This window comes from Mucilaginibacter sp. P4_E8, from assembly GCF_056401495.1.
Genome location: NZ_JBFUJG010000001.1, coordinates 69,868 through 91,022 on the forward strand (window position 1 = coordinate 69,868; position 21,155 = coordinate 91,022).

The 21,155-nt window shown below is 44.2% G+C and carries 20 protein-coding genes; 12 read left to right on the forward strand and 8 right to left on the reverse strand.

Going from position 1 to position 21,155, the window contains the following annotated elements:
- The first annotated feature begins 39 nt into the window (after positions 1–39).
- The 6 genes from AC1DRQ_RS00390 (at position 40) to AC1DRQ_RS00415 (ending at position 10,742) form a co-directional block, all read left to right on the forward strand.
- Positions 40–1,230, forward strand: a complete 1,191-nt coding sequence (locus AC1DRQ_RS00390; protein ID WP_477421561.1) for a FecR family protein — start codon at positions 40–42, stop codon at positions 1,228–1,230.
- Between the two features lie 248 nt (positions 1,231–1,478).
- Positions 1,479–4,880, forward strand: a complete 3,402-nt coding sequence (locus tag AC1DRQ_RS00395) for a TonB-dependent receptor (protein WP_477421563.1) — start codon at positions 1,479–1,481, stop codon at positions 4,878–4,880.
- 12 nt (positions 4,881–4,892) lie between these two features.
- A complete protein-coding gene (locus tag AC1DRQ_RS00400; RefSeq protein ID WP_477421565.1) occupies positions 4,893–6,299 on the forward strand; it encodes a RagB/SusD family nutrient uptake outer membrane protein in 1,407 nt (468 codons plus the stop codon).
- Positions 6,300–6,414: 115 nt separating this feature from the next.
- On the forward strand, positions 6,415–8,481 hold the full coding sequence (locus tag AC1DRQ_RS00405) for a beta-L-arabinofuranosidase domain-containing protein (protein ID WP_477421567.1): 2,067 nt from the start codon (positions 6,415–6,417) through the stop codon (positions 8,479–8,481).
- 80 nt (positions 8,482–8,561) lie between these two features.
- Positions 8,562–9,818: an MBL fold metallo-hydrolase gene (locus tag AC1DRQ_RS00410; RefSeq protein WP_477421569.1), complete on the forward strand. Its 1,257-nt coding sequence runs from the start codon at positions 8,562–8,564 to the stop codon at positions 9,816–9,818.
- Positions 9,819–9,827: 9 nt separating this feature from the next.
- On the forward strand, positions 9,828–10,742 hold the full coding sequence (locus AC1DRQ_RS00415) for a glycerophosphodiester phosphodiesterase family protein (RefSeq protein WP_477421571.1): 915 nt from the start codon (positions 9,828–9,830) through the stop codon (positions 10,740–10,742).
- 86 nt (positions 10,743–10,828) lie between these two features.
- Here the strand turns inward: AC1DRQ_RS00415 and AC1DRQ_RS00420 are convergent, their stop codons facing one another.
- Together AC1DRQ_RS00420 and AC1DRQ_RS00425 are read right to left on the reverse strand one after the other, a co-directional pair.
- On the reverse strand, positions 10,829–11,731 hold the full coding sequence (locus AC1DRQ_RS00420) for a helix-turn-helix domain-containing protein (protein ID WP_477421573.1): 903 nt from the start codon (positions 11,729–11,731) through the stop codon (positions 10,829–10,831).
- 64 nt (positions 11,732–11,795) lie between these two features.
- Positions 11,796–12,617 carry an SDR family NAD(P)-dependent oxidoreductase gene (locus AC1DRQ_RS00425; protein WP_477421574.1) on the reverse strand — a complete coding sequence of 274 codons (822 nt, stop codon included), beginning with the start codon at positions 12,615–12,617 and terminating at the stop codon, positions 11,796–11,798.
- A 209-nt stretch (positions 12,618–12,826) separates the two neighbouring features.
- On the opposite strand from AC1DRQ_RS00425, the gene AC1DRQ_RS00430 reads away from it, so the two are divergent.
- The 3 genes from AC1DRQ_RS00430 to AC1DRQ_RS00440 are packed head-to-tail and all read left to right on the forward strand — an operon-like array spanning position 12,827 to position 15,367.
- Complete coding sequence (locus tag AC1DRQ_RS00430) at positions 12,827–13,696, forward strand: hypothetical protein (protein WP_477421576.1); 870 nt, start codon at positions 12,827–12,829, stop codon at positions 13,694–13,696.
- A 25-nt stretch (positions 13,697–13,721) separates the two neighbouring features.
- The gene (locus AC1DRQ_RS00435) at positions 13,722–14,534 is read left to right on the forward strand and encodes an oxidoreductase (protein WP_477421578.1); all 813 of its coding nucleotides are present in this window, start codon (positions 13,722–13,724) and stop codon (positions 14,532–14,534) included.
- A 29-nt stretch (positions 14,535–14,563) separates the two neighbouring features.
- On the forward strand, positions 14,564–15,367 hold the full coding sequence (locus AC1DRQ_RS00440; protein ID WP_477421579.1) for a helix-turn-helix domain-containing protein: 804 nt from the start codon (positions 14,564–14,566) through the stop codon (positions 15,365–15,367).
- A 262-nt stretch (positions 15,368–15,629) separates the two neighbouring features.
- Here AC1DRQ_RS00440 and AC1DRQ_RS00445 read toward each other — a convergent pair whose 3' ends face one another.
- Positions 15,630–16,028 carry a hypothetical protein gene (locus AC1DRQ_RS00445; RefSeq protein WP_477421580.1) on the reverse strand — a complete coding sequence of 133 codons (399 nt, stop codon included), beginning with the start codon at positions 16,026–16,028 and terminating at the stop codon, positions 15,630–15,632.
- A gap of 173 nt (positions 16,029–16,201) precedes the next feature.
- Here AC1DRQ_RS00445 and AC1DRQ_RS00450 point away from each other — a divergent pair, with 173 nt between their 5' ends.
- From AC1DRQ_RS00450 to AC1DRQ_RS00460, 3 genes are read left to right on the forward strand one after another with little or no spacing between them, the layout of a single operon-like run.
- Positions 16,202–16,741: a DUF2975 domain-containing protein gene (locus AC1DRQ_RS00450; protein WP_477421581.1), complete on the forward strand. Its 540-nt coding sequence runs from the start codon at positions 16,202–16,204 to the stop codon at positions 16,739–16,741.
- Positions 16,742–16,743: 2 nt separating this feature from the next.
- Positions 16,744–16,959 carry a helix-turn-helix domain-containing protein gene (locus AC1DRQ_RS00455; protein ID WP_477421582.1) on the forward strand — a complete coding sequence of 72 codons (216 nt, stop codon included), beginning with the start codon at positions 16,744–16,746 and terminating at the stop codon, positions 16,957–16,959.
- A 7-nt stretch (positions 16,960–16,966) separates the two neighbouring features.
- Positions 16,967–17,128: a hypothetical protein gene (locus AC1DRQ_RS00460; protein WP_477421584.1), complete on the forward strand. Its 162-nt coding sequence runs from the start codon at positions 16,967–16,969 to the stop codon at positions 17,126–17,128.
- A gap of 131 nt (positions 17,129–17,259) precedes the next feature.
- Here the strand turns inward: AC1DRQ_RS00460 and AC1DRQ_RS00465 are convergent, their stop codons facing one another.
- The 5 genes from AC1DRQ_RS00465 to AC1DRQ_RS00485 form a co-directional block, all read right to left on the reverse strand.
- A complete protein-coding gene (locus AC1DRQ_RS00465; protein ID WP_477421586.1) occupies positions 17,260–17,619 on the reverse strand; it encodes an RNA recognition motif domain-containing protein in 360 nt (119 codons plus the stop codon).
- 281 nt (positions 17,620–17,900) lie between these two features.
- On the reverse strand, positions 17,901–18,119 hold the full coding sequence (locus AC1DRQ_RS00470; RefSeq protein WP_477421587.1) for a hypothetical protein: 219 nt from the start codon (positions 18,117–18,119) through the stop codon (positions 17,901–17,903).
- Positions 18,120–18,523: 404 nt separating this feature from the next.
- Complete coding sequence (locus AC1DRQ_RS00475; RefSeq protein WP_477421589.1) at positions 18,524–19,177, reverse strand: TetR/AcrR family transcriptional regulator; 654 nt, start codon at positions 19,175–19,177, stop codon at positions 18,524–18,526.
- A 41-nt stretch (positions 19,178–19,218) separates the two neighbouring features.
- Positions 19,219–19,680: a hypothetical protein gene (locus tag AC1DRQ_RS00480; protein ID WP_477421590.1), complete on the reverse strand. Its 462-nt coding sequence runs from the start codon at positions 19,678–19,680 to the stop codon at positions 19,219–19,221.
- A gap of 59 nt (positions 19,681–19,739) precedes the next feature.
- Complete coding sequence (locus tag AC1DRQ_RS00485) at positions 19,740–21,137, reverse strand: efflux transporter outer membrane subunit (RefSeq protein ID WP_477421592.1); 1,398 nt, start codon at positions 21,135–21,137, stop codon at positions 19,740–19,742.
- Between the last annotated feature and the right edge of the window lie 18 nt (positions 21,138–21,155).

Below are 21,155 nucleotides of genomic sequence, written 5' to 3' on the forward strand. Positions count from 1 at the left end.
CATAGTACCGGTTGCCTGTTTTCAGGATTATACTGGTGAATGGGAATACAAGATAACAAACTGAAGGAACTTGCCGAAAAATACCGGGCAGGCCTGTGTACCGCCGAAGAGTTTAAGCAGATCAGAGCCTGGTACGATGAATTTGAAACCAATGGTTATACTTTGCCGCCGGAAGCAGAAATTGAACGTGCTTCAAGGGAAGCCGCGCAGTTGGTGATCGGGCAGGTCAAAGATCTGCAAAAGGGTCTTGCTCCGGATCAAACCGCTTCTCCTCACGTGGCTAAGGTTGCGCCTTTCCAGAAAAGTATCTTTCCGTTTGTCCGGTATGCAGCGGCGGCATTGCTATTGATCTTTATGGGCATAGGCGCTTACTATTATCTGAAGCCTGTAAAAAAAACGGCTATGCTGGCTACCCGGAAGGACATCGCGCCTGGCGGCAATAAAGCGGTGCTTACCTTAAGCAATGGCCGGCAGATCGCGCTGAATAATGTCCATAACGGCAACCTGGCACAACAGGGAGGCACCGCTGTGCACAAGACAGCGAATGGGCTGGTCGCCTACCGGACCAGCCCGCAGCCCCGGAATCCCGGGCCTGATGCAATAACGGATTTCAATACGGTAACAACGCCCCGTGGCGGGCAGTATCAGGTAATCCTGCCGGATGGCACCAAAGCCTGGCTTAACTCCCTTTCCTCCATTCATTTTCCGGTTGCTTTTACCGGCAGGGAGCGGAATGTCGAAACCACCGGCGAGGTTTATTTTGAAGTAGCCAAAGATAAGTTAAAGCCCTTTCGCGTGTCTACAGCCGGGCAAACGGTAACTGTTTTGGGCACGCATTTCAATATCATGGCTTATCCGGATGAAACAGAGATTATCACAACCTTACTCGAAGGCGCTGTCAGGATCGCCAAAGGCGGCCAAAATAAAATACTAAAACCAGGGGAACAGGCCCTCGTTAACCAGAATATTAAAGTAGCAAGCGCTGACACGGAAGATGCCATTGCCTGGAAAAACGGGTTAACTGCGTTTACAGATGCCGACCTTAAAACAATTATGCGGAAGGTTTCCAGGTGGTATGACATTGATGTGGAATACCAGGGGCAGATCTCCGACAGGACATTCACCGGCGCGATCTCCCGGAAATCAAACCTATCTGCTTTGTTAAAAATATTGGCGCTGAACCATGTTCAGTTTTCCGTCAAGGATAAAAAACTGATCGTCAAACAATAAACATAAATAGTTAACCTAAAAATAAGCGATATGAAAAACTAAACAAATTCAGGTAGCCCATAAAAAAGCCGGAAGTGCAACGAACACCGCCGGCAAATGCTGGGCCAACCTTACCCGATCAGATCGGGACAAAAATCTTGTGACAGATAGTATACAATTAACCCAAACACAACAAAAGTATGAATTTTTATACGCTCCAGTGTCTTCTGCGTAGTAATCGAAGACAATTAGTTCAAATTTTCCTGGTTATGAAAATCACGGTATTTTTAATAGCTTTAATGTGCCTCAGCGCGTCTGCGCATACCTATGCGCAAAACATTAGCTTATCCGAAAAGAATATTCCCTTTGAAAAGGCCATCGGCAAGATCAAACAGCAAAGCGGCTATGTCTTCTGGTACGAAAGCAAATTACTGAAACATGCTCCGGCGATCAGTATCAACATTCAGAACGGAACGATCCGGGAGGCCCTGGACCTTTTGCTAAAGGACCAGCCATTGGATTATACCATTGTGGATAATACCATCGTGCTCAATGAGAAGATAAAACCATCGGACCAGTTACAGATCCCCATGAGCATTACAGGCAAAGTAACCGATGATAAAGGCCTTCCTTTACCTGGTGTGAATGTGACCATTAAGGGTAGCCAACGAGGCACGGTAACGGATAAGAACGGTGTCTACAAACTTTCCGCGGAACGTGACCAGGTCATCGTTTTTACCTTTATCGGATTTAAAAGAAAAGAGGTAACGGTTGCCGATCAGCCGGAGATCAATATTACGCTGGAACTTGAACAGTCGCAATTGAGTGACGTGATGGTGATCGGCTACGGGAACCAGGCCCGCGAAAAACTGACGAGTGCGATATCTAAGGTAAAATCAGCCGATCTGAACCGTTACTCGGGTAGCAGCTTCGCGCAGCAGATCGCCGGCAAAGCCGCTGGTGTGGTGATCAATGATGCTTCCGCCCAGCCGGGGACCGATCCCCAAATCGTGATCCGGGGTATAGGAACGCTAACAGCAGGCCGTGCGCCATTGGTCGTGGTAGACGGTTTTCCTTTATCGGAAGGAAGCAGCTTTAATTCCATTAACCCCCAGGATATCGAATCCATCGACATTCTGAAAGATGCGGCGGCAGGTGCCATCTATGGCTCCAGGGCGGCAAATGGCGTAATCCTGATCACTACAAAAAAAGGAAATTCGGATAAGCCAAAAGTTTCTTTGGATGTTTATTCAGGCTTCCAGGAAAGGAACGATAATTTAAAATATGTGGATGCTTATCAGGCCGCGATTTATTTTACAGAAGCCCGTGATAATGCCTATCTTTCTAAAGATCCCACACGCAGGAGCATTACGGATGACCGGGCAACCCGGGTAAGTAAGGGGGCAAGTTTAAGGGAGTTGAGGTTGAATTATTTACAGCCTTACCTGGACAACCAGCCGGGCCTGACCAATACGGACTGGTCAAAAGAAGTATTCCGTAAGGCACCCATGAGCAGTTATAACTTCTCGGTTTCGGGGGGCTCAGGTAAGACCAATTATTATATCTCGGCTAATTATTTCAAACAGGACGGGATCGTGATCAATAACGGGCTGGAGCGGTTCAGCGGTTCGGTAAAGCTTGAATCGAAGCTCTCTAAAATGTTCACCTACGGTATTTCGGTTAATCCATCTTACAGCAAAGACAAATATTTCAATAATAACAGTAACAACTCCAATGATGTCGTCAGTGATATTACGATCAGTTACCCTTTTTTTACCGCATATAACGCGGATGGCTCTCCAACAGTCAGTCAGCAGATCAAAGTTAATACCCCGGAAGACGGCGCGCTGGGCGAAAATCCGGTGGCACTGGCCTTACTGATTAAAAACAACCGGAACGACTTCCGCACATTTGGTAATACGTATCTGACCTTTGAACCTATTGTCGGGTTGAAGTTCAAAACCCTGGCAGGGGCGGATGTCCGGAGTAATTTCTATGACTATTATAATCCGTCCACTGTCGGCGCTTATCGCCAGGCGGCACCAAAACCGGCTATCGCCATTGAAAATGACGGCAACGTCTACAATTACATCAGTGAAAACACGATCAATTATACCAAAAGCATTGGTCATCACAATTTCGACGTACTGGCGGGTTATACTTTTCAGTCTGAAACCGGATCAGCCACATCAATTACCGGTTCCGGGATACCGGATGATAATATCGACAATATTGCCGGAGCAAGCGCTTTTACGGCAACGGCAGACCGCTATAAATGGACACAGATCTCTTACCTGGCACGTGTACAGTACAGTTACCTGGATAAATATCTGTTTTCAGGTACTTTACGCCGTGATGGTTCATCCCGTTTTGGTGATAATAACAAATGGGGTAATTTCCCATCGGTTACCGCAGGTTATGTGATCAGCAAAGAGTCTTTCTTCCCGCAGAACAATGTGGTAACGTTTGCAAAAGTAAGGGCAAGCTGGGGCTCAGCCGGTAATAATCAGGTGGGTAACTACAGTGCTAAAGCGTTAGTCGGGTCAGCATCTGCCAATGCTGCAAATAATTACAATTACAGCTACGTTTTTGGTAATACACTGTCGCCGGGTTTTGCCGCAACTACCACAGCCAATAATAACCTTACCTGGGAAACCAAAACCTCCACGGATATCGGTATTGATATCGGGCTTTTTCAACGCATCAATTTAGCCGCAGATTATTATAACTCCACAACCAGGAACTTACTGCTCGATGTACCTATACCGGAGCAGTCCGGCTTTGTGTCATCCATCCAAAATATTGGCAAGGTTAATAACAAAGGCTTTGAACTGGAACTTTCCGGAAATAATTTTAAAGCAGGGGCATTTGGACTGGGCTTTAATGCCAATATCGCAACCAATCAAAACAAGGTAGTGGCACTGGCACCGGGACAAACCCAGATCATACAAGGTGCCGAGGGTAATTTTGTTACCAAAGTAGGCGGCCCTGTTGCCGAATATTATGGTTATAATGTTACCGGCGTATACAAAAGTCAGGAGGCGGTCAATACAACCCCGCATCTGGCAGGAACCTTGGTTGGAGATTATATCGTAGAAGATTTGAACCATGACGGAATTATCGACAGCCGCGATCAAAAAGGTTTTGGCACTTATAATCCTAAATTTACTTATGGTTTCGGCGGAAATATTAATTATAAAAGGCTCGAACTGAACTTTTCTTTTAACGGTGTGTCGGGAAGAAAGATCTTTGATCGGGGTTTAGCTAATTTAGATGACTCGGGCGAAGGGTTCTCTATGCCGAGCCAGTACTATTTCAAAAACCGTTATGATCCTGTTGTAAATCCCAATGGCACCTATGCAGCGCCAAACCTGGGTAACCTGTCGTCGGCACGCAGATTGACCAAATCAGCCAGTATAGCTTATCTTGATGCCAGTTATTTAAGGTTGCGTAACGTGCAGTTGGCCTATAACCTGCCCGACGCGTGGACGTCAAAAGTAAAGATCAACCATATCCGCCTGTACACTACGGCAAACAACTTATTCACCTGGACAAAATACAGGGGCTATAACCCAGATGCGACCAGCGGGAACGTGCTCACGAACGGGCTTGCCAATACCAACTACCCCGTTGCACGATCATTCATATTCGGCGCAAATGTTACATTTTAAGTAATCACAAACATGAAAACAAAATTTATCATCATCATAGCAGTAATATGTTTTAGCGCTGCATCATGCAAAAAGGAGCTTTATCAGAATCCTTCTACTTCCAAAGATATCAGCAAGTTTCTGACCAACCAAACCGAGGTCGAGGAGTATGTTAATTCGGTTTATAGCAATCTTCAGTCGACTGGCCTGTATAGTTTATACCTGCCGGCATTTGCCGAAATACCCTCAGACAATACCTATGACCAGGTTCCTTCCAATGACAATGGGAATTACGGCCAGCTGGATCAGTTCGCGATCATACCCGCTAACGACGTTATTGAAACGACCTGGAGGGATTCCTATCAGGCTATTCAAAAAGCGAATGTAGTTTTAAACAGGGTAGATGAAATTACCTATTCAGATGCAGCTTTAAAACAATCGCGCAAAGGAGAAATGCTATTTATCAGGGCATTGCTTTATTTTAACCTGGTCAGGTTATACGGGGATGTTCCCCTGGTTATAACGGAAACGACAGACCCTAATAAACTCTTTGGTCAGGGCAGGCAACCTGCGGCGAAAGTTTACGACCAGATCAAAGTGGATCTGACAGCAGCGATCGGGTTTTTACCCGACGCTCCAACGCAGCCGGGCCGCGTGATCAAAACCGCTGCGGAAGCTTTATTAGGAAAGGTTTTTCTTACCCTAAAGGATTATGCCAATGCCAAAACACAACTGTTAACCGTTGTCAATTCCGGTAAACATGTCTTATTACCAAAGGTACAGGATGTGTTTGCGGTTAGTAATGAAAACAATAAGGAGATCATCTTTTCTGTTCAGTTCACTTCCGGCATTAACGGAAATTCCGAAGGTAGCCTCATGTATCAGCAATTTAGCCCGTCTGCCACTGTCAGCGGTGCCAAAGGCCATAATCTGCCCACGTTAAGCTTATATAATTTGTACGCGGCCAACGATTTGCGTAAAGGGGTTTATGTAACCCTGACGTCTACAGGTGCTCCGTTTAACAGTAAGCTTAGTGCCCCGCCAAGTACGGTGATCACCGACGGGCCGAGCGATTTCGTGGTCTTACGATACGCTGATGTGCTGCTGATGCTCGCGGAAGCGGAAAACGAGTTGGGCAATACCACACAGTCAGCTACCTATCTCAATATGATCAGGACCAGGGCCGGCTTAGCCGGCACCGCTGCTGTCGGTCAGCCTGGCCTGCGCGATGCCATAGTGTTGGAAAGAAGGCTGGAACTGGTTGGCGAAGGCCATCGCTGGTTTGACCTGCTCCGCACAGGGACGGCTGTTTCCGTTATGAACCAATGGTTTAAGGATAATAACATCCTAATCACTATTGACCCGCATAGCTTACTGATGCCCGTTCCGCAATCACAGGTAAATACAGATCCTGCGATCAAGCAAAATCCGGGATATTAATTTTTAGCGGGTTATCCTCAAAGGGTAACCTGCTTCATAAATCATTATATCTGATGACTCTGGCTATCCAGATGGGAAACAATGTCAACAGTTGAACCATACTATTAAAAGAAATATGAAAATAAAATCCTACCGGATCATATTAGCCCTCGTCCTTTTTGCAACAGGGATGAGCTTTTATACTGGTACTGCCATGGCCCAATCTGCGAAAGCAGTATGGGTGACCAAAATAAACAATCAGCCCTTAAATACCCATTATGTAAATAACCGCGCGCCTTTGGCACACGCCTATTTTATGAAGTTGCCGGTTGGCAGTATCAAAGCAGGCGGCTGGTTAAAAAAAATGCTGCAACTGCAGCGGGATGGCCTTACGGGCAATTTAGGGGAAATAAGTATCTGGCTTTCCAAAACAAATAATGCATGGCTGAATAAGGAAGGAAAAGGGGAATATGGCTGGGAAGAATTACCTTACTGGCTTAAAGGCTATGCAAATATAGGCTATATACTGGGTGATCAAAAAATGATAGCCGAGGCCAACTTTTGGATCGACGCGGTATTAAACAACCAGCGCGACAACGGTGATTTTGGCCCTGACCGTAAAAAAAATGGCAACCGTGACCTGTGGACCAATATGCCCATGTTATGGTGCCTGCAATCCTACTATGAATATTCCGGTGATACCCGGGTCCTGCCTTTTATGACCCGGTATTTTAAATATGAATTATCCGTGCCCGATGACCAGTTTTTAGAAGATTACTGGGAAAAGAGCAGGGGTGGCGATAACCTCAGCAGTGTGTACTGGCTCTACAACCGTACCGGAGATAAGTTCTTGCTTGAATTGGCTGCAAAAATAGATAAAAATACCGCCGACTGGCGACAGGCGAACAACCTGCCCAACTGGCACAATGTCAATATTGCACAGGGTTTCCGGGAGCCGGCCACATTTTACCTGCAGAGTCATAATGCAAAAGATCTGGAAGCAACTTATCAGGATTTTAGTTTCATCCGAAACCTTTACGGGCAAATGCCTGGAGGGATGTTTGCTGCTGATGAAAATGCCCGCAAAGGTTATAACGACCCACGACAGGCGGTGGAGACCTGTGGCATGGTAGAGCAAATGACATCAGACCAAATGTTACTGGGTATTACCGGCGATCCTTTCTGGGCCGAAAATTGCGAGGACATCGCATTCAACACCTTTCCCGCGGCTTTTATGCCTGACTACAAATCGTTACGTTATTTAACCGCACCAAATATGATTAGAAGCGATGGCGAAAATCACCATCCCGGCATGGATAATAACGGACCATTTTTGATGATGAACCCTTTCAGCAGCCGGTGCTGTCAGCATAATCACGCCGCAGGATGGGTCTACTATGCGGAAAATAGCTGGATGGCTACGCCAGATAATGGTATTGCAGCACAGTTATACACGCAGGGAGAAGTGAATGCCAAAGTAGGGAACCGTACGGCTGTAAAGATCACCGAGACGACGCATTATCCTTTTGATGACCAGGTGGATTTCAGGGTGAGTACACCCAAACCGGTAAACTTTCCCTTATACCTTCGGGTGCGTGCTTGGTGCAAAACTGCATCCGTGAAAGTTAACGGTGTCGTTATAACAACAAACACGACAACCGGTGATTATATTAAAATAACCAATTCCTGGAAAAACGGCGATAAACTAACCCTTCTCTTACCGATGCAGGTAGGACTAAGGCAGTGGGAAAATAATAAAAACAGTGTCAGCATCAATTATGGGCCGCTAACCTACTCTTTGAAAATTGAGGAACAATACCTTAAAAAACAGAGCACGGCTACAGCTACACGTGATTCGCGCTGGCAAGCCGGTGCCAACCCTGAAAAATGGCCTTCTTATGAAATCCATCCCGCATCCCCCTGGAATTATGGTTTAGTTTTAGATAAAGGACAGCCCGGAAATTCGATTGAAGTGATAAAAAGACCGTGGCCAAAAGATGATAACCCTTTTACCAATACGAACGCACCAATCGAATTGAACGTTAAAGGTAAAAAGATTCCCGGCTGGGTAATCGACCAGTATGGCCTCTGCGGGTTACTGCCCCCAAGCCCCGTAAAAACGGACGAGGCGCTTACGCCGCTAACCCTGGTACCCATGGGAGGTGCAAGGTTAAGGATCACGGCATTCCCTGAAGTTAAATAGAGGAACGATTTAAATATCATTAAACAAATTGCCTGTCAGGGCTTAATAATGAAGTGATGAAATTAACTGTATTACTAATCTTGGCTCTAACCCTTTTTACTGCTAATGGACAAAAAAGATTCATAAACCGGGGATTGCCACCATGGCAAAAAGGGCAGCTGGATATCCACTTTATCAATACCGGCAGGGGAAACGCAAGTTTTATAGTCATGCCGGACGGTACCACGATGCTGATCGATGCGGGAGATATGAACGCTGCTGAATTTGAGAAAGCTAACTATCCGCTTAAGGTATCTCCTGCATTTCCCAATGATTCCTTAAGGCCGGGCCAGTGGATCGCGGCCTATATCCGGCAAGTGATGCCGCAGAACAGGAAACCGGCTATTGATTACGCCCTGATCACCCATTTTCATGGGGATCATTACGGCAATATTGAAGAAAATAGTCCCGTTGCTTTTGATGGAGCTTACCGGTTATCGGGCATGACCGATGTCTGGAACCTGATCCCCATTAGCAACATGATCGACAGAGGTTATCCCGCTTATGATTACCCGGTTGATCTCAAAAAGTATTATAAAAACAACAGGACGTTTCAAAACTATCTTGCCTTTATAACCGACCAGCAAGCCCATCAGGGAATGAAAGCGGCAGCCCTGATCGCGGGTAGTGATCAACAGGTGAAGCTGCTGTTTAACCAGCCGGAATATCCAAACTTCTCCGTTCGTAATATCAAATCAAATGGTAGCATCTGGTCGGGTACTGGCAATAAGGCAACGGCTTATCTAAGCAAAGCGCAATTCCTGGAAAATGGAAAATTCAATGAAAACCCCTTGAGCAATGCCATCAGGATCAGCTACGGGCCTTTTACCTATTATACCGGAGGCGATAATACCGGGTATGAGGGTGAACGTTATCCGGGAAGAAAAGATGTAGAAACCCCGATGGCCAAAGTAGTAGGCCATGTTGAGGCCATGTCCCTTAACCACCATGGTAACCGGGATGCCAGTAATGACAGGTTTTTAGCAACCTTATCGCCCGGAACCGTGGTGGAACAAAGCTGGTGCTCCGATCAGCCGGGACAGGAAGTGGCCTTTCGCCTCGCTCAAAAAAAGCCAGATGGAGATAGTATCAAAGTTTTTAATACCTACATGCAGCAGGAAACCAAAACCTATATGGGTTTCTGGATCGAAAAAGCTTTTAAAAGTCTGGAAGGCCATATACTGATCCGTGTATTGAACGGAGGCGAAAAATACCTGGTCTATGTACTGGATGACAGAAGTTTAACTTTAAGCGTAAAAAATATATTCGGGCCTTTTACTGTACACAAAGCTAATTAATAATAAAAAATGAAAAATTATCATCACATCATTCCCGCATTTCTTTTCATCATACTCAGTCAGCCGGCAAACGCGCAAAAAACGAGCCGGATAGACAGCTTAGTTAGCCAGCTACACGATCCATCAACGCATCAGGTTATGGTAACCGCGCACCGGGGTGACTGGCGCAATGCGCCCGAAAACTCCCTGCAAGCATTTAAGAATGCCATAAAAATGGGGGTTGATATCATCGAATTGGACCTGAATAAAACCAGCGACGGTGTGATCGTGATTATGCACGACCAGACCATTGACCGTACCACCGATGGCAAAGGTAAGCCAGGCGACTACACCATAACAGAGTTGAAAAAATTTCATTTAAGAGATGGCATAGGCCGCATTGGCAGTCACACTATACCCACCCTGGAGGAAGTTATGCTGCTGGTTAAAGGTAAAGTACTGATCAACCTGGATAAAAGTTACGATTATTATAATGAAGCTTACCAGATACTTAAAAATACCGGCACCTTAAAACAAGCTGTTTTTAAAACAGATGCGGTTTATGGTCAGGTAAAGGACAGGTATCCTTCCATTATAGATAGCATCACTTTCATGGCCGTTGTTGACCTGGATAAACCACATGCCATGCAAACAATCAGTGATTACCAGCAGCACATAAAACCTGTAGCCTTTGAACTTAATTTTAAGAAAGATACATCAGCTGTTTTAGCAAATCATATCTTAATCAACCATAAGGGATCAAAAATATGGATCAATTCGCTTTGGGCGAGTCTGAATGCGGGACACGACGATGATACGGCTATTGATTTGGGTAACACCAAAGATAGCTGGGATTGGCTGATCGCTCACGGGGCAACCATTATTCAGACTGACAGACCAAAAGAATTATTGAGCTATCTTAAGAAAAAAGGTTTACATAACTAATGTAAAAATGTCGCCCGAGCCTGGAAGTATCAATACCCCAGTGCCGGGCTTTTGCTGGTAATCAAAACCTTAGGGGATTATATACTTTAATTTTCGCTGTGTTTACGGAAAGCAACGGGACTGAAACCGGTTCCCTTTTTGAAAAGACGGGAAAAGTATGGTGGATTTTCGAATCCAAGCCGATAGGCAATCTGTGCTACGGTCAAATCTGCACCGATCAGCAGGTTCTTTGCTTCTRAGATCAGATAGTGATGAATATGGTCGATGGCGGATTTTCCGGTTTCCTGCCTTAAAAGGTCACTGAGATAGTGGGGCGACATGTTTAGCTGCGCTGCAATTGCCGCTACTGTCGGCAACCCATCGGCCTGTAATGCACCATCCTCAAAATACTGACGGATCGCTTCATTGAACCTGGAAACAATTTTACCGGAAAGCTCCGCCCGGTTCAGGAACTGCCGCTTATAAAAACGCTGTGCATATTTCAGCATAGATTCGATATGCCCGAGAATGATCGGTTTACTATACTCATCCTGGTTGTTGTTGTATTCCGTTTCTATTTTGCGGAATAGCTCCCACATAATTTCTTCCTCGCGCGGTGAGATGTGCAGTGCCTCATTGGTTTCATAATCAAAAAAACTGCATTTCTTAATGACTTGATGCAGCAGTTCGCCATTCAGAAAATCCGGGTGAAACATGATGGTAAATCCGGTCCCTTCGAGTTTGATATTTTTGAAGTCTACGATCTGGCCGGGTTTAAGAAAAATGAGCGAACCATTTTCGTGATCATACTTTGTCCTGCCATAGTTCAGATCACCTGACAATACTTTTTTAAACGCAATGGTATAAAACGCCGTTGTATATTCATTGCGGGCTGCATCTTTGGCAACCGGGCAATTATCTTCACAGGTGATCAAGCTTAGCAAAGGACTTTCCGGTAAAGACCAGCCTTTGGCTCTATGCAGTTCGCTTAAACTTTTATAATATTCCATTATAGTAATAGTAAAGATACAGCATCCGTGTATTGGATGCCGTATTATTTAAATTCATGATTTATTAATGACCGTGAGCCGCAATTGAAACATCCTTCCAGGATTCCCAAACCGCCAGCCTGTCTGAATAAACCTGCTGTACCCGCGGTAAACCAATTTTTCCCAAAAGTAAACGCAAAGGCGGTTCGTGGCTGTCCACTAATTTTAAAATAGCTGGCACCGTAGCTTCCGGAATACCGATTGTCTCAGGTTTGAAATAACCCTGCAATGCTTTCTTGATATCATCATAATGCGCTATGGAGGTTGTTCTTACAGCTGAATCGCCGCTCCAGTCCGTGCCGAATGCATTAGGCTCCACAATGGTGACATGGATACCAAAACCTTTAACTTCAGCTGCGAGGCTTTCGCTTAACCCTTCCATTGCCCATTTCGAAGCGGCATAGATGCCTAAGATCGGTGAGGCCGCAATGCCCAACACACTTGAAATTTGCAGGATATGCCCCTTTCCTTGTTCCCGCATAACGGGGATAATTGCCTGGGTCATCCATAGCAAACCAAATACATTTGTTTCCATTTGATCCCTGGCTTCTTGCTCGCTGGTTTCCTCGATAGCCCCAAATAGACCGTAACCTGCATTATTGATTAGCACATCTATTCCGCCAAAATGTTCGTTAGCCTGCTTAACAACGGCAAAACATTGCTCCCGGTCATTTACATTCAACTGAACAGGTAAGATCAATTCTCCGTAGGCACTCACCAGATCCTGTAAGGCCTCCGTATTTCGGGCAGTAGCGATCACCTTGTCTCCGCGTTTCAAAAAGGCTTCGGCCCACATTTTACCCAATCCCCGGGATGCGCCTGTTATTAAAATTACTTTAGATTTCATGTCGTTAATATTTGACGCAAAACTATCTGCAACGGCCTGTTAATGAGTTATACAAACTGCTGAATATCGGATACATATTTTGCAGATGTCAGATGCTTACATCTTATACAAGTAATTTTATTGAGCTTTTGGTGAAAGTAATTTGAGCCTTTCGGAAAAATTGGCTATGAGCTTTCCACCGATCTTTGCCTTACCAAAAGAATATGATCATGAATTTATTGCAAACCATCATCGATTACTATCACGGCGAAGCCAGGCATGGTTTCTGGGCTGCTGTTATCGGCGGGCTTTTGCTAATTGGAGGATTAGTGCTTTGGAAATGGGCCAGCCCGTTATCGTTGCTTAAAGGTTTCGCTGTACCAATGTTTTTATTCGGCTTACTGATGGGCATAGGAGGCTTGGCAGATAATATCTACACTAAAAAAGCGACACCTGGAAAAATAGAGCTTTATAAAAAAAGTCCGACCGATTTCTTAAAACAGGAAAAGATAAAAACGGAAAAGACACATCGCGGCTGGCATGGTATCCGCATTTTTTGGGGCATATTGGGATTGAGCGGCGTGATACTTTCCCTATTAATCAGGAAACCATTTTGGATTGGCGCAGGTATTGGAACAGTAGTTTTAGCCATTTTCCTCTCTCTGTTCGAATTCTATTCTATGCGGTTTAACGAACTGTATTATCACACCATTCAATCTGCAACTGAGCAAAAGGGTAACACCAATGTACAAGAAAGTCATAACGATACACAGCAGCATGTAAAAACTCAGCAAACGCCTATTGAACCACAGGTTGGCAATCACAAGCCTAATGCAAATACCCTGCCGCCGATTATCACAATGCGCGACAGTTTAGAGGCCTTGTCTGCACCGGTTGGAACCGCCGTTTTAGTTAGGGATTCGGTAAACCTTAACACTCCAGACGATTTGCAAAACCTGGCATTGACCAATGAAACTACACCGGTTTATCCTAACAATAAGAAAAAGAAAGTACCGGATTATTATAACTCTGACCTGATCCAGGCTAATGGTGTAAATGCGAAACACTGCTGGTTCAGAAAAAAATATATGAATCAATAAAATTAAATTATCAATCAATAAAAATATGAAAAAAGTAGCATTAGTAACCGGCGCGTCAGCCGGTATCGGCGCGGCCACTGCCAGCTTATTAGCCCAAAGTGGCTATACGGTTTACGGCGCTGCACGCCGTACTGATAAAATGGCCCGGCTCAGGGATATGGGGATTAAAACCCTTACGATGGACGTAGCCAATGATGTATCAATGGTTAAAGCAGTGGATCAGATCGTTGCTGAACAAGGCCGTATCGACGTGCTGGTCAACAGTGCCGGGTTCGGTTCCTATGGTACTGTTGAAGATGTAGCCATGGAAGATGCCCGGTATCAGCTTGAAGTAAATGTAATCGGCCTGGCCCGGCTATGCCAGCTGGTATTGCCGCACATGCGAGAGCAGCATTTTGGTAAAATTGTAAATATCACATCCATTGGCGGCAAAATGGCTACACCGCTGGGCGGCTGGTATCACGCCAGCAAATTTGCGGTAGAGGGGCTTAGCGATAGCCTGCGCCTGGAAGTGAAACCATTTGGCGTAGATGTGATCATTATTGAGCCGGGCGGTGTAAAAACAGAATGGGGAGGCATAGCGTTTGACAGTGCCGAAAAAACGTCAGGGCATACGGCTTACGCCGACCTGACCAGAAAAGCAAAAAGCGTTTTTGCCAAATCGGAGGTAAATAATGTAGAACCGATAGTAATAGCAGAATTGATCAAAAGTTCAATAGAAGTTAAATCGCCTAAACCACGTTATGCCAAAGGCTACATGGCCGGGATGATATTAGGTGCAAAAAAATGGTTGAGTGACTCTATGTTCGACAAGATGATTATGAGCCAGATGAAATAACAATGGTGTAAAGGCATATCTTTGAATACATGACCAGCGACGAATTACAACACAATATATTATATAGTTGCAGCGCAGCAAGAAAAAGGGATGGTGAGGCAATTGTGCACGACCATGTCTTATCTTACGTCATTACCGGTGAAATCACCTTTTACCATAGCGGTGTTACCTTTACTCATGGGCCCGGATCAATAGGACTGCTGCGCAAAAACCTGTTATTGAAATCGGTTAAAATTCCTGCTGCGGATGGCACCCCTTTCCAGTCGCTGAATATTTTCTTTGATCAGGGCTCGTTACGAAAATACAGCGGCCAGACGGATGTGATCACGGATGGCCTTTATGTAGGTGAACCCGTGATCAATATGAGCCACGACATGTTCCTGAAAGGTTATTTTGACTCCGTAATTCCTTATTTTAAGTCGGATTTACCATTGACAGCAACTATGGCCGAAATAAAAACGCGTGAAGCGATTGAGCTGGTATTGCGCCACAACTCACGGTTAAAAAATATGTTGTTTGACTTTAGCGAGCCTTTCAAGATTGACATTGAAGCGTTTATGGGGCAAAACTACCTTTACAATGTACCCATGGCCCAGTTTGCACGGTTAAGCGGTCGTAGCCTTGCAACATTTAAGCGTGATTTCAAAAAAGTGTTTAATGATACGCCCGAGCGTTGGATCAAGAAACGAAGACTTGAACGCGCACATTTCCTGATCAAGGAACAGCATCAGCCGCCGGTTGCCGTTTTTAATGAAGTAGGATTTGAAAGCCTGTCCCATTTCTCGGATGCTTTTAAAAAGTTTTTCGGGTATAACGCCTCGTCTTTAAGTTAAATGTTGATTCAGAAGGATGAAGCACAGTGTATATGAATACGCTGACCAATAGTTCATATGCCCTTCCAGGAAGAATCATACTACTCAAAGCACTATTTAGCCTCTGATTTGCAAAAATATAGTCTCATGGTAACCACGATGTATGATCATAGCATTTTACGCCTTTGTACCTGTCGGTTACATAACCACCATACAAACCCAGCGGCAGCGCAGGTAGCAGTTTACTCAGTCGATATGATTTTCAGAAAAGCCGGCTACCCGGCTACTTTTGCGACGGCGATGGATCCTTTTTCCTGGATTTGATATATTGCGCAAACTGGGCGGGCGAGAGGATGTTTTTCAGCGTTTGATCAAACTCCGCCTGGTTAGCTGCCAGGGCAGCTTTCTTTTCTTTTTCAGAACCCTGTCCCATACGGATTTCGTCTACGGATTTGGTATTCCCCAGGTAGGCATTGAAAACTTTTTTCGTAGTTGCGTCATCCAGTCCAAGGGACTTTTGCAGGCCTTTTGAGAAGTTTTTGGCGCGCAGGAGCACATCTTTAGGCATCTGCCATTCATCGCCTATTTTAACGGGTTTTGTAGCCTGGTCGCCGGTTTGCGCCAAAGCTTTCATGCTGGTCGTGGCCAGCATGATCAAAATGCATAAGATTACTTTTTTCATGATCTGTTGTTTTATAAATAGTAGGCCAACTTTAAAAACACAATTTTAGGTCAGCCTATTGGAATTTTAAGCCAGTGCTGGATTGATACTTAAAAAGAATTTCTTGTATTTCACAATAATTTTATTGTTTATCGCTAAATATTTATTATATTTACCCAAAAATAAACTTTAAGATGATGTCAAAAACAAACAACTTCGTATTTTGGGGCCTATATGTTGTGGCTTGGCTTATTTTTGTCGGCTTGAGCATTGAAGCAGGAGGCTTAATCGTCAATTTCTTTTTCAGTCTGTATAAGCCTGATTTTGTCCACAATCTTTATCAAAAGTTGGACTTAACTGAAATGTATAAAGACAGTAGATTGGCCTTTTTCGGTATCTATAGTTTTATTTTAACCATTTCAGTTTTAAAAGCGTGCCTGTTTTACACAGTTATCAGGCTAATGCACACAATGGATTTATCAAAACCGTTCAACACTTTTGTTGCGAGACAAATTTCACACATCAGTTATTACGCCCTTTCAATTGGACTGTTAAGTTACATTGCCAGACAGTTAGCTAAAAATTTAATGCATCACGGTTTTAAAACCGACAACTTAAACCAATTTTGGGCAGACAGTCAAGCATTTATTTTGATGGGAGCTGTAATCTATATTATCGCGACAATTTTCAAAAAAGGAGTAGATATCCAAAACGAAAACGATTTAACGGTATAACTATGCCCATCATTGTAAATTTGGATGTCATGATGGCAAAGCGAAAGATGTCGCTTAACGAGCTATCAGAAAAGGTTGAGCTGAATCTTTCTAACCTATCCATTTTAAAGACCGGAAAAGCAAAAGCCATACGTTTTAGCACTTTAGAGGCTATATGTAAAGCGCTTAATTGTCAGCCTGCTGATATTCTTGAATATGTAGATGAAACCCAAAACTAGTTCGATTATGAGATCAATAGTTATATCATCAGTTTTATTGCTGCTCTCTTTTTGTGTAAATGCTCAAAAGGAAGAAAGTATTTCTATAGGTAAAAAAGAAGCGCTGATTCCCAATTATTCAAAAATTGGAATTTCATCATACATAAGGTTGCCTGCAAGCCTTGGATAAATAGGTACTTGTTTATGGCTTTTAATCATGGGTGCAAAAAATAAAAGCCGACTTGACGACAAAACGCAATTTACACCCGATAGAATGTATTAAAACCGCTTTGTTTCTAACTAATGGGACAGGTGCCTTCGTTATGAGGGGCGGCGCGGGCGTTTGGGCCTCGGCGCTTCGGTACGGTTATCGCGGCGCGGCGAAGCCGTCCGGCTTTGTTGCTGCGGGGGCGGATTTGGGGCAGGATGAATCGGTTGTTTTTCTTCTGCGAACCGGACGCTGATCGTCCGGTCATCGAGAGTTGCACCGTCAAGGGCCTGAATGGCTCTTTCGGCACCGGCATTGTCGGTCATGGTGATAAAGGCGTAACCTTTGCTTTCGTCGGTGTTTTTGTCCGTAATGATCGTGACGGTATTGACCGTTCCGTGTATGCTGAATAGCTCGACCAGTTCGATTTCCTGTATGTCCTTCGGAAAACCGACAATGAATAATTTTGCCATGGTAGGTGTAAAGATACGAATGCCGATTTAAGCCGCGATATTTGGTGTCTGTTTTCTAAAACTTTATCGCCATGCCTCTTGTTGATTTTATATGACGCATTGACCAGGCTTCGCCTGGTGGATAGTGCCGCTTCAACAACTGGCGTGATTATCGTTATTTATCAGCAGTAACAAAGTGCTATATCAATAAGGCCTTTTATCGGGGAAAAAGGTTTAACCTGTCAAGAAGGTTTTACCGGGACCTGGGCTTTTCGGAAACTATTTTGAGTACAACAATGTCTTTATTCAAAACGAAGCAACTGGGGTTTTATCTTCAAGATGCTTTTGTAAAGGATTGCCGAAGAAGAAGCTTGCTGTTGTTGACGTGCGAATTCTTGCTGTTGTTGCAACATTTGTTGATACTGATTCATCCGCATCATTTCCTGCTGACGTTGTTGTTCCATCTGCTGTTGTTGCATGGCTTGCTGTTGCTGCAACCGTTCCTGCTGCATCTGTGCCATTGCTTGATTATGTTCCTGTTAGCGTTGAGGAGTCCAAGAATAACCGTCCTGTGCAATCGCTTTACCGCAATATATAATACATAGAATAATAAATACTTTAAAAACTTGCATGACAATGATGATACTAAGCTACCGAATGTTTAGCACAAAAAACCTGCAATCCAGCGTTTTCCCAAGCGGCAAATTGAATGGCGTTATAAAACTTCATCCAATGGAGTAATAATAACCGCATTGCGGCTATGTTTGTGTGAAGTCAACCACTCGGGGGGTAGGGTCGTAACAAGTAAAACGCGCAGGTATTCCAATAAGAATAACCCTGCCGTCGAACTGATCCGTAAAGCGATCGCCAACAAGGCTAAAAACCGTTCTGAGGCATACGATTATACACAGTTATGTCTGAATAACTAATGGTCCCAAAACGGGCCGTTTTCATACGTACTTAAACGCATAATGCCCTTTTGGTTTTTATAGGCATTAACGACCTCCATTCCAGTTGTGGTCACTATCCCATTTATGAGATAGGCAAACAACTCCTCTGACTGTTTAGGTTCAGTATGATGTGTTGTGGGGAATATTCCGGGATCTAATAAAAGGGCTAAACTTTCGATGAAAAACCTGGTTATTAAATTGATATCAAAATCATCACGATATAAATCCATTTTAATGCCGCGTTCTATACTTGCTTTGAGGGTTTGATGAAGGAATACCTCCTTATGATCCTTTAACTTTTTATAGGCGAATTGATGGTTTTTTTCGAGATCGTGAATGATGGCAGGGTTTAGTATATTATAGAACTCTCTGGCATATCCCAGTAAAAAATACAGTTCAATAATGGCATCGTCGCTTTTTGCCATAAGAGTCTTACAGCGAAAAATGTGCTTGTCCGTTGCTTTATCTACTAGTGCCTCGACTAATGAATCTTTATTGGAGTAAAACTGATAAATGGTTTTCTTACTGATGCCTAAATCAGCAGCAATGTCATCCATGCTAATGCTGCGGATACCGTAACGGATAAAAAGGGAATGCGCTTTATCTGCTATTTTTTTTGAAGTCTCCATAAAATTAATTTCAGGTATTGTCCATAAATCCAAAAGCCGGTTTAATGATCTTTTGCCGAAAATCCCTGCTGGTGATAACTTGCCAGCAGGGACCATTTTACATCGCTCAACTCTGTTGTAAATTCGTTTACCAAAACCCTGGTGAAAATGAATGGAAAATTAGCTTCGCCGGGGATGCCTTTATATTGAATACAAAGCTTACAGTAGTAAAGGAACTTTTCAAGTACAGATCTGCGGTCATCATAATACAAGCCATACCAGGTTTTTACAGCCCGGCAAATACGCCCGGCAAATACCTCGTCATTAAAGGGTTTTCCTATTACAACGCTTACTAACACCTCGTCTGTTAGCGTGTGCTTAGCATACCGTATGTTGAGATATCCACCGAATTCGCGGTTTTTGTAAAGTTCATCAAGCTTTATTTCCAGGCAGCGGCGCAGGTTCTCAGACATATTGATGTACCGGCATCCTTCTGCAGAAGTTAAATAATGTTCTTGTTTCATAACAAAGTGTTTTAAGCAATTAATTTGAGCTCCCCAACAAGGCTTATTCTATACCAAGCCTATTTCCATCCGCCACCTAAGCTTCTGTACAGCGTTACTAATGATGTAAGCTGTTGCAACCTGTCGTTTACACTGCTTAACTGCGCGGATAAATAACCCTGCTCTGAGGTTAACACATCGGTATAGGTTACGTAGCCGTTTTTAAGCAGTTCGCGGTTGTAATCCACAGACCTGAACCAGGCATCCAATTGCAGCTTACGGGTTAAGGCTTTATCTTCAACTGTCTTGTAGCTGTATAAAGCGTCAGAAACCTCACGACCGGCATCCAGCACGGTTTGCTGAAATGTTGCTACATTCTCTTCATATTGCGCTTTGGCAAGCTGCAGCCGCTGTTTGTTAAGGCCTTTATTAAATATGGGCTGGGTCAGGTTCCCTATAACATTGCCAAAAATGGTGGCGCTTTTAAACAGATCGCCGGCGGTTGATGACTGCCAGCCGCCCTGTGCAGTAATACTCAATGAAGGATAAAAGTAAGCGCGTGCTACATTGATCTGCTCAAAGTAGTACCTGACATTGTACTCTGCCTGCTGTACATCGGGGCGATTGCTGAGCAATTGTGCAGGCACACCGGTTTGTAATGTGGTATCTACCTGCTGCGCATCAAGCGCGTTTCTTTCCACCGGGCCCGGATGCCTTCCTAACAAAACACATAAGGCATTTTCAGTTTGGCGAATATTATTCTGCAGGTCGGGTATGGTAACTTCGGCAGCGTAACGGTTGGCTTCACTTTGCGCAACCGATGCCTCATTTACACGGTTAGCTATTTTTAATGCTTTATTTGTTTCTACATCTTCTTTACGGTTTGCTACCGTTTGCTGGGTTATAGCCAATTGTTTATCGTAAGCCAAAAGGTTATAATAATTGGTGGCGATATCGGCAATCAGTTTGGTTTGCACAGCGCGCTGATAGGCATAGCTCTGTAAAAGCAAGGCAAGCGACCCTTTTTTGGCACTGTTTAATTTACCCCATACATCTATTTCCCAACTGGCATTGCCTGTTACCGCGTAAACATTTTCTGGTGTAAAACCGAGATTTCCACCCTGTGTAGCTGCAACTTTTTGTTTGGTGTATTGCGGGCCAACACTTAAGGTTGGCAAAAACGCCGCTTTAGCCTGGCGCAAATTGGCATCAGCTTGTTTGATACGGGCAACGGCTATTTTCAAATCGTAGTTATTGGTAATACCTTCCTGTATCAAAGTCTGTAATTGGGCATCCTTAAACATTTGTTTCCAGGATAAATTGGCGATGGTGGTTGTATCTGAGGTATGTGCTGAACGGTACAGGCTATCTGTTTTAGCGTCGGGGCGTGTATAAGCCTGCCTTAGTTTACAGGCAGGCAATAGCAGTACAGCCGCTGCAATTACAGCAGCTGTACGGGTAAAATATTTTAAGTTCATAAACATGTTGTGTTTAAA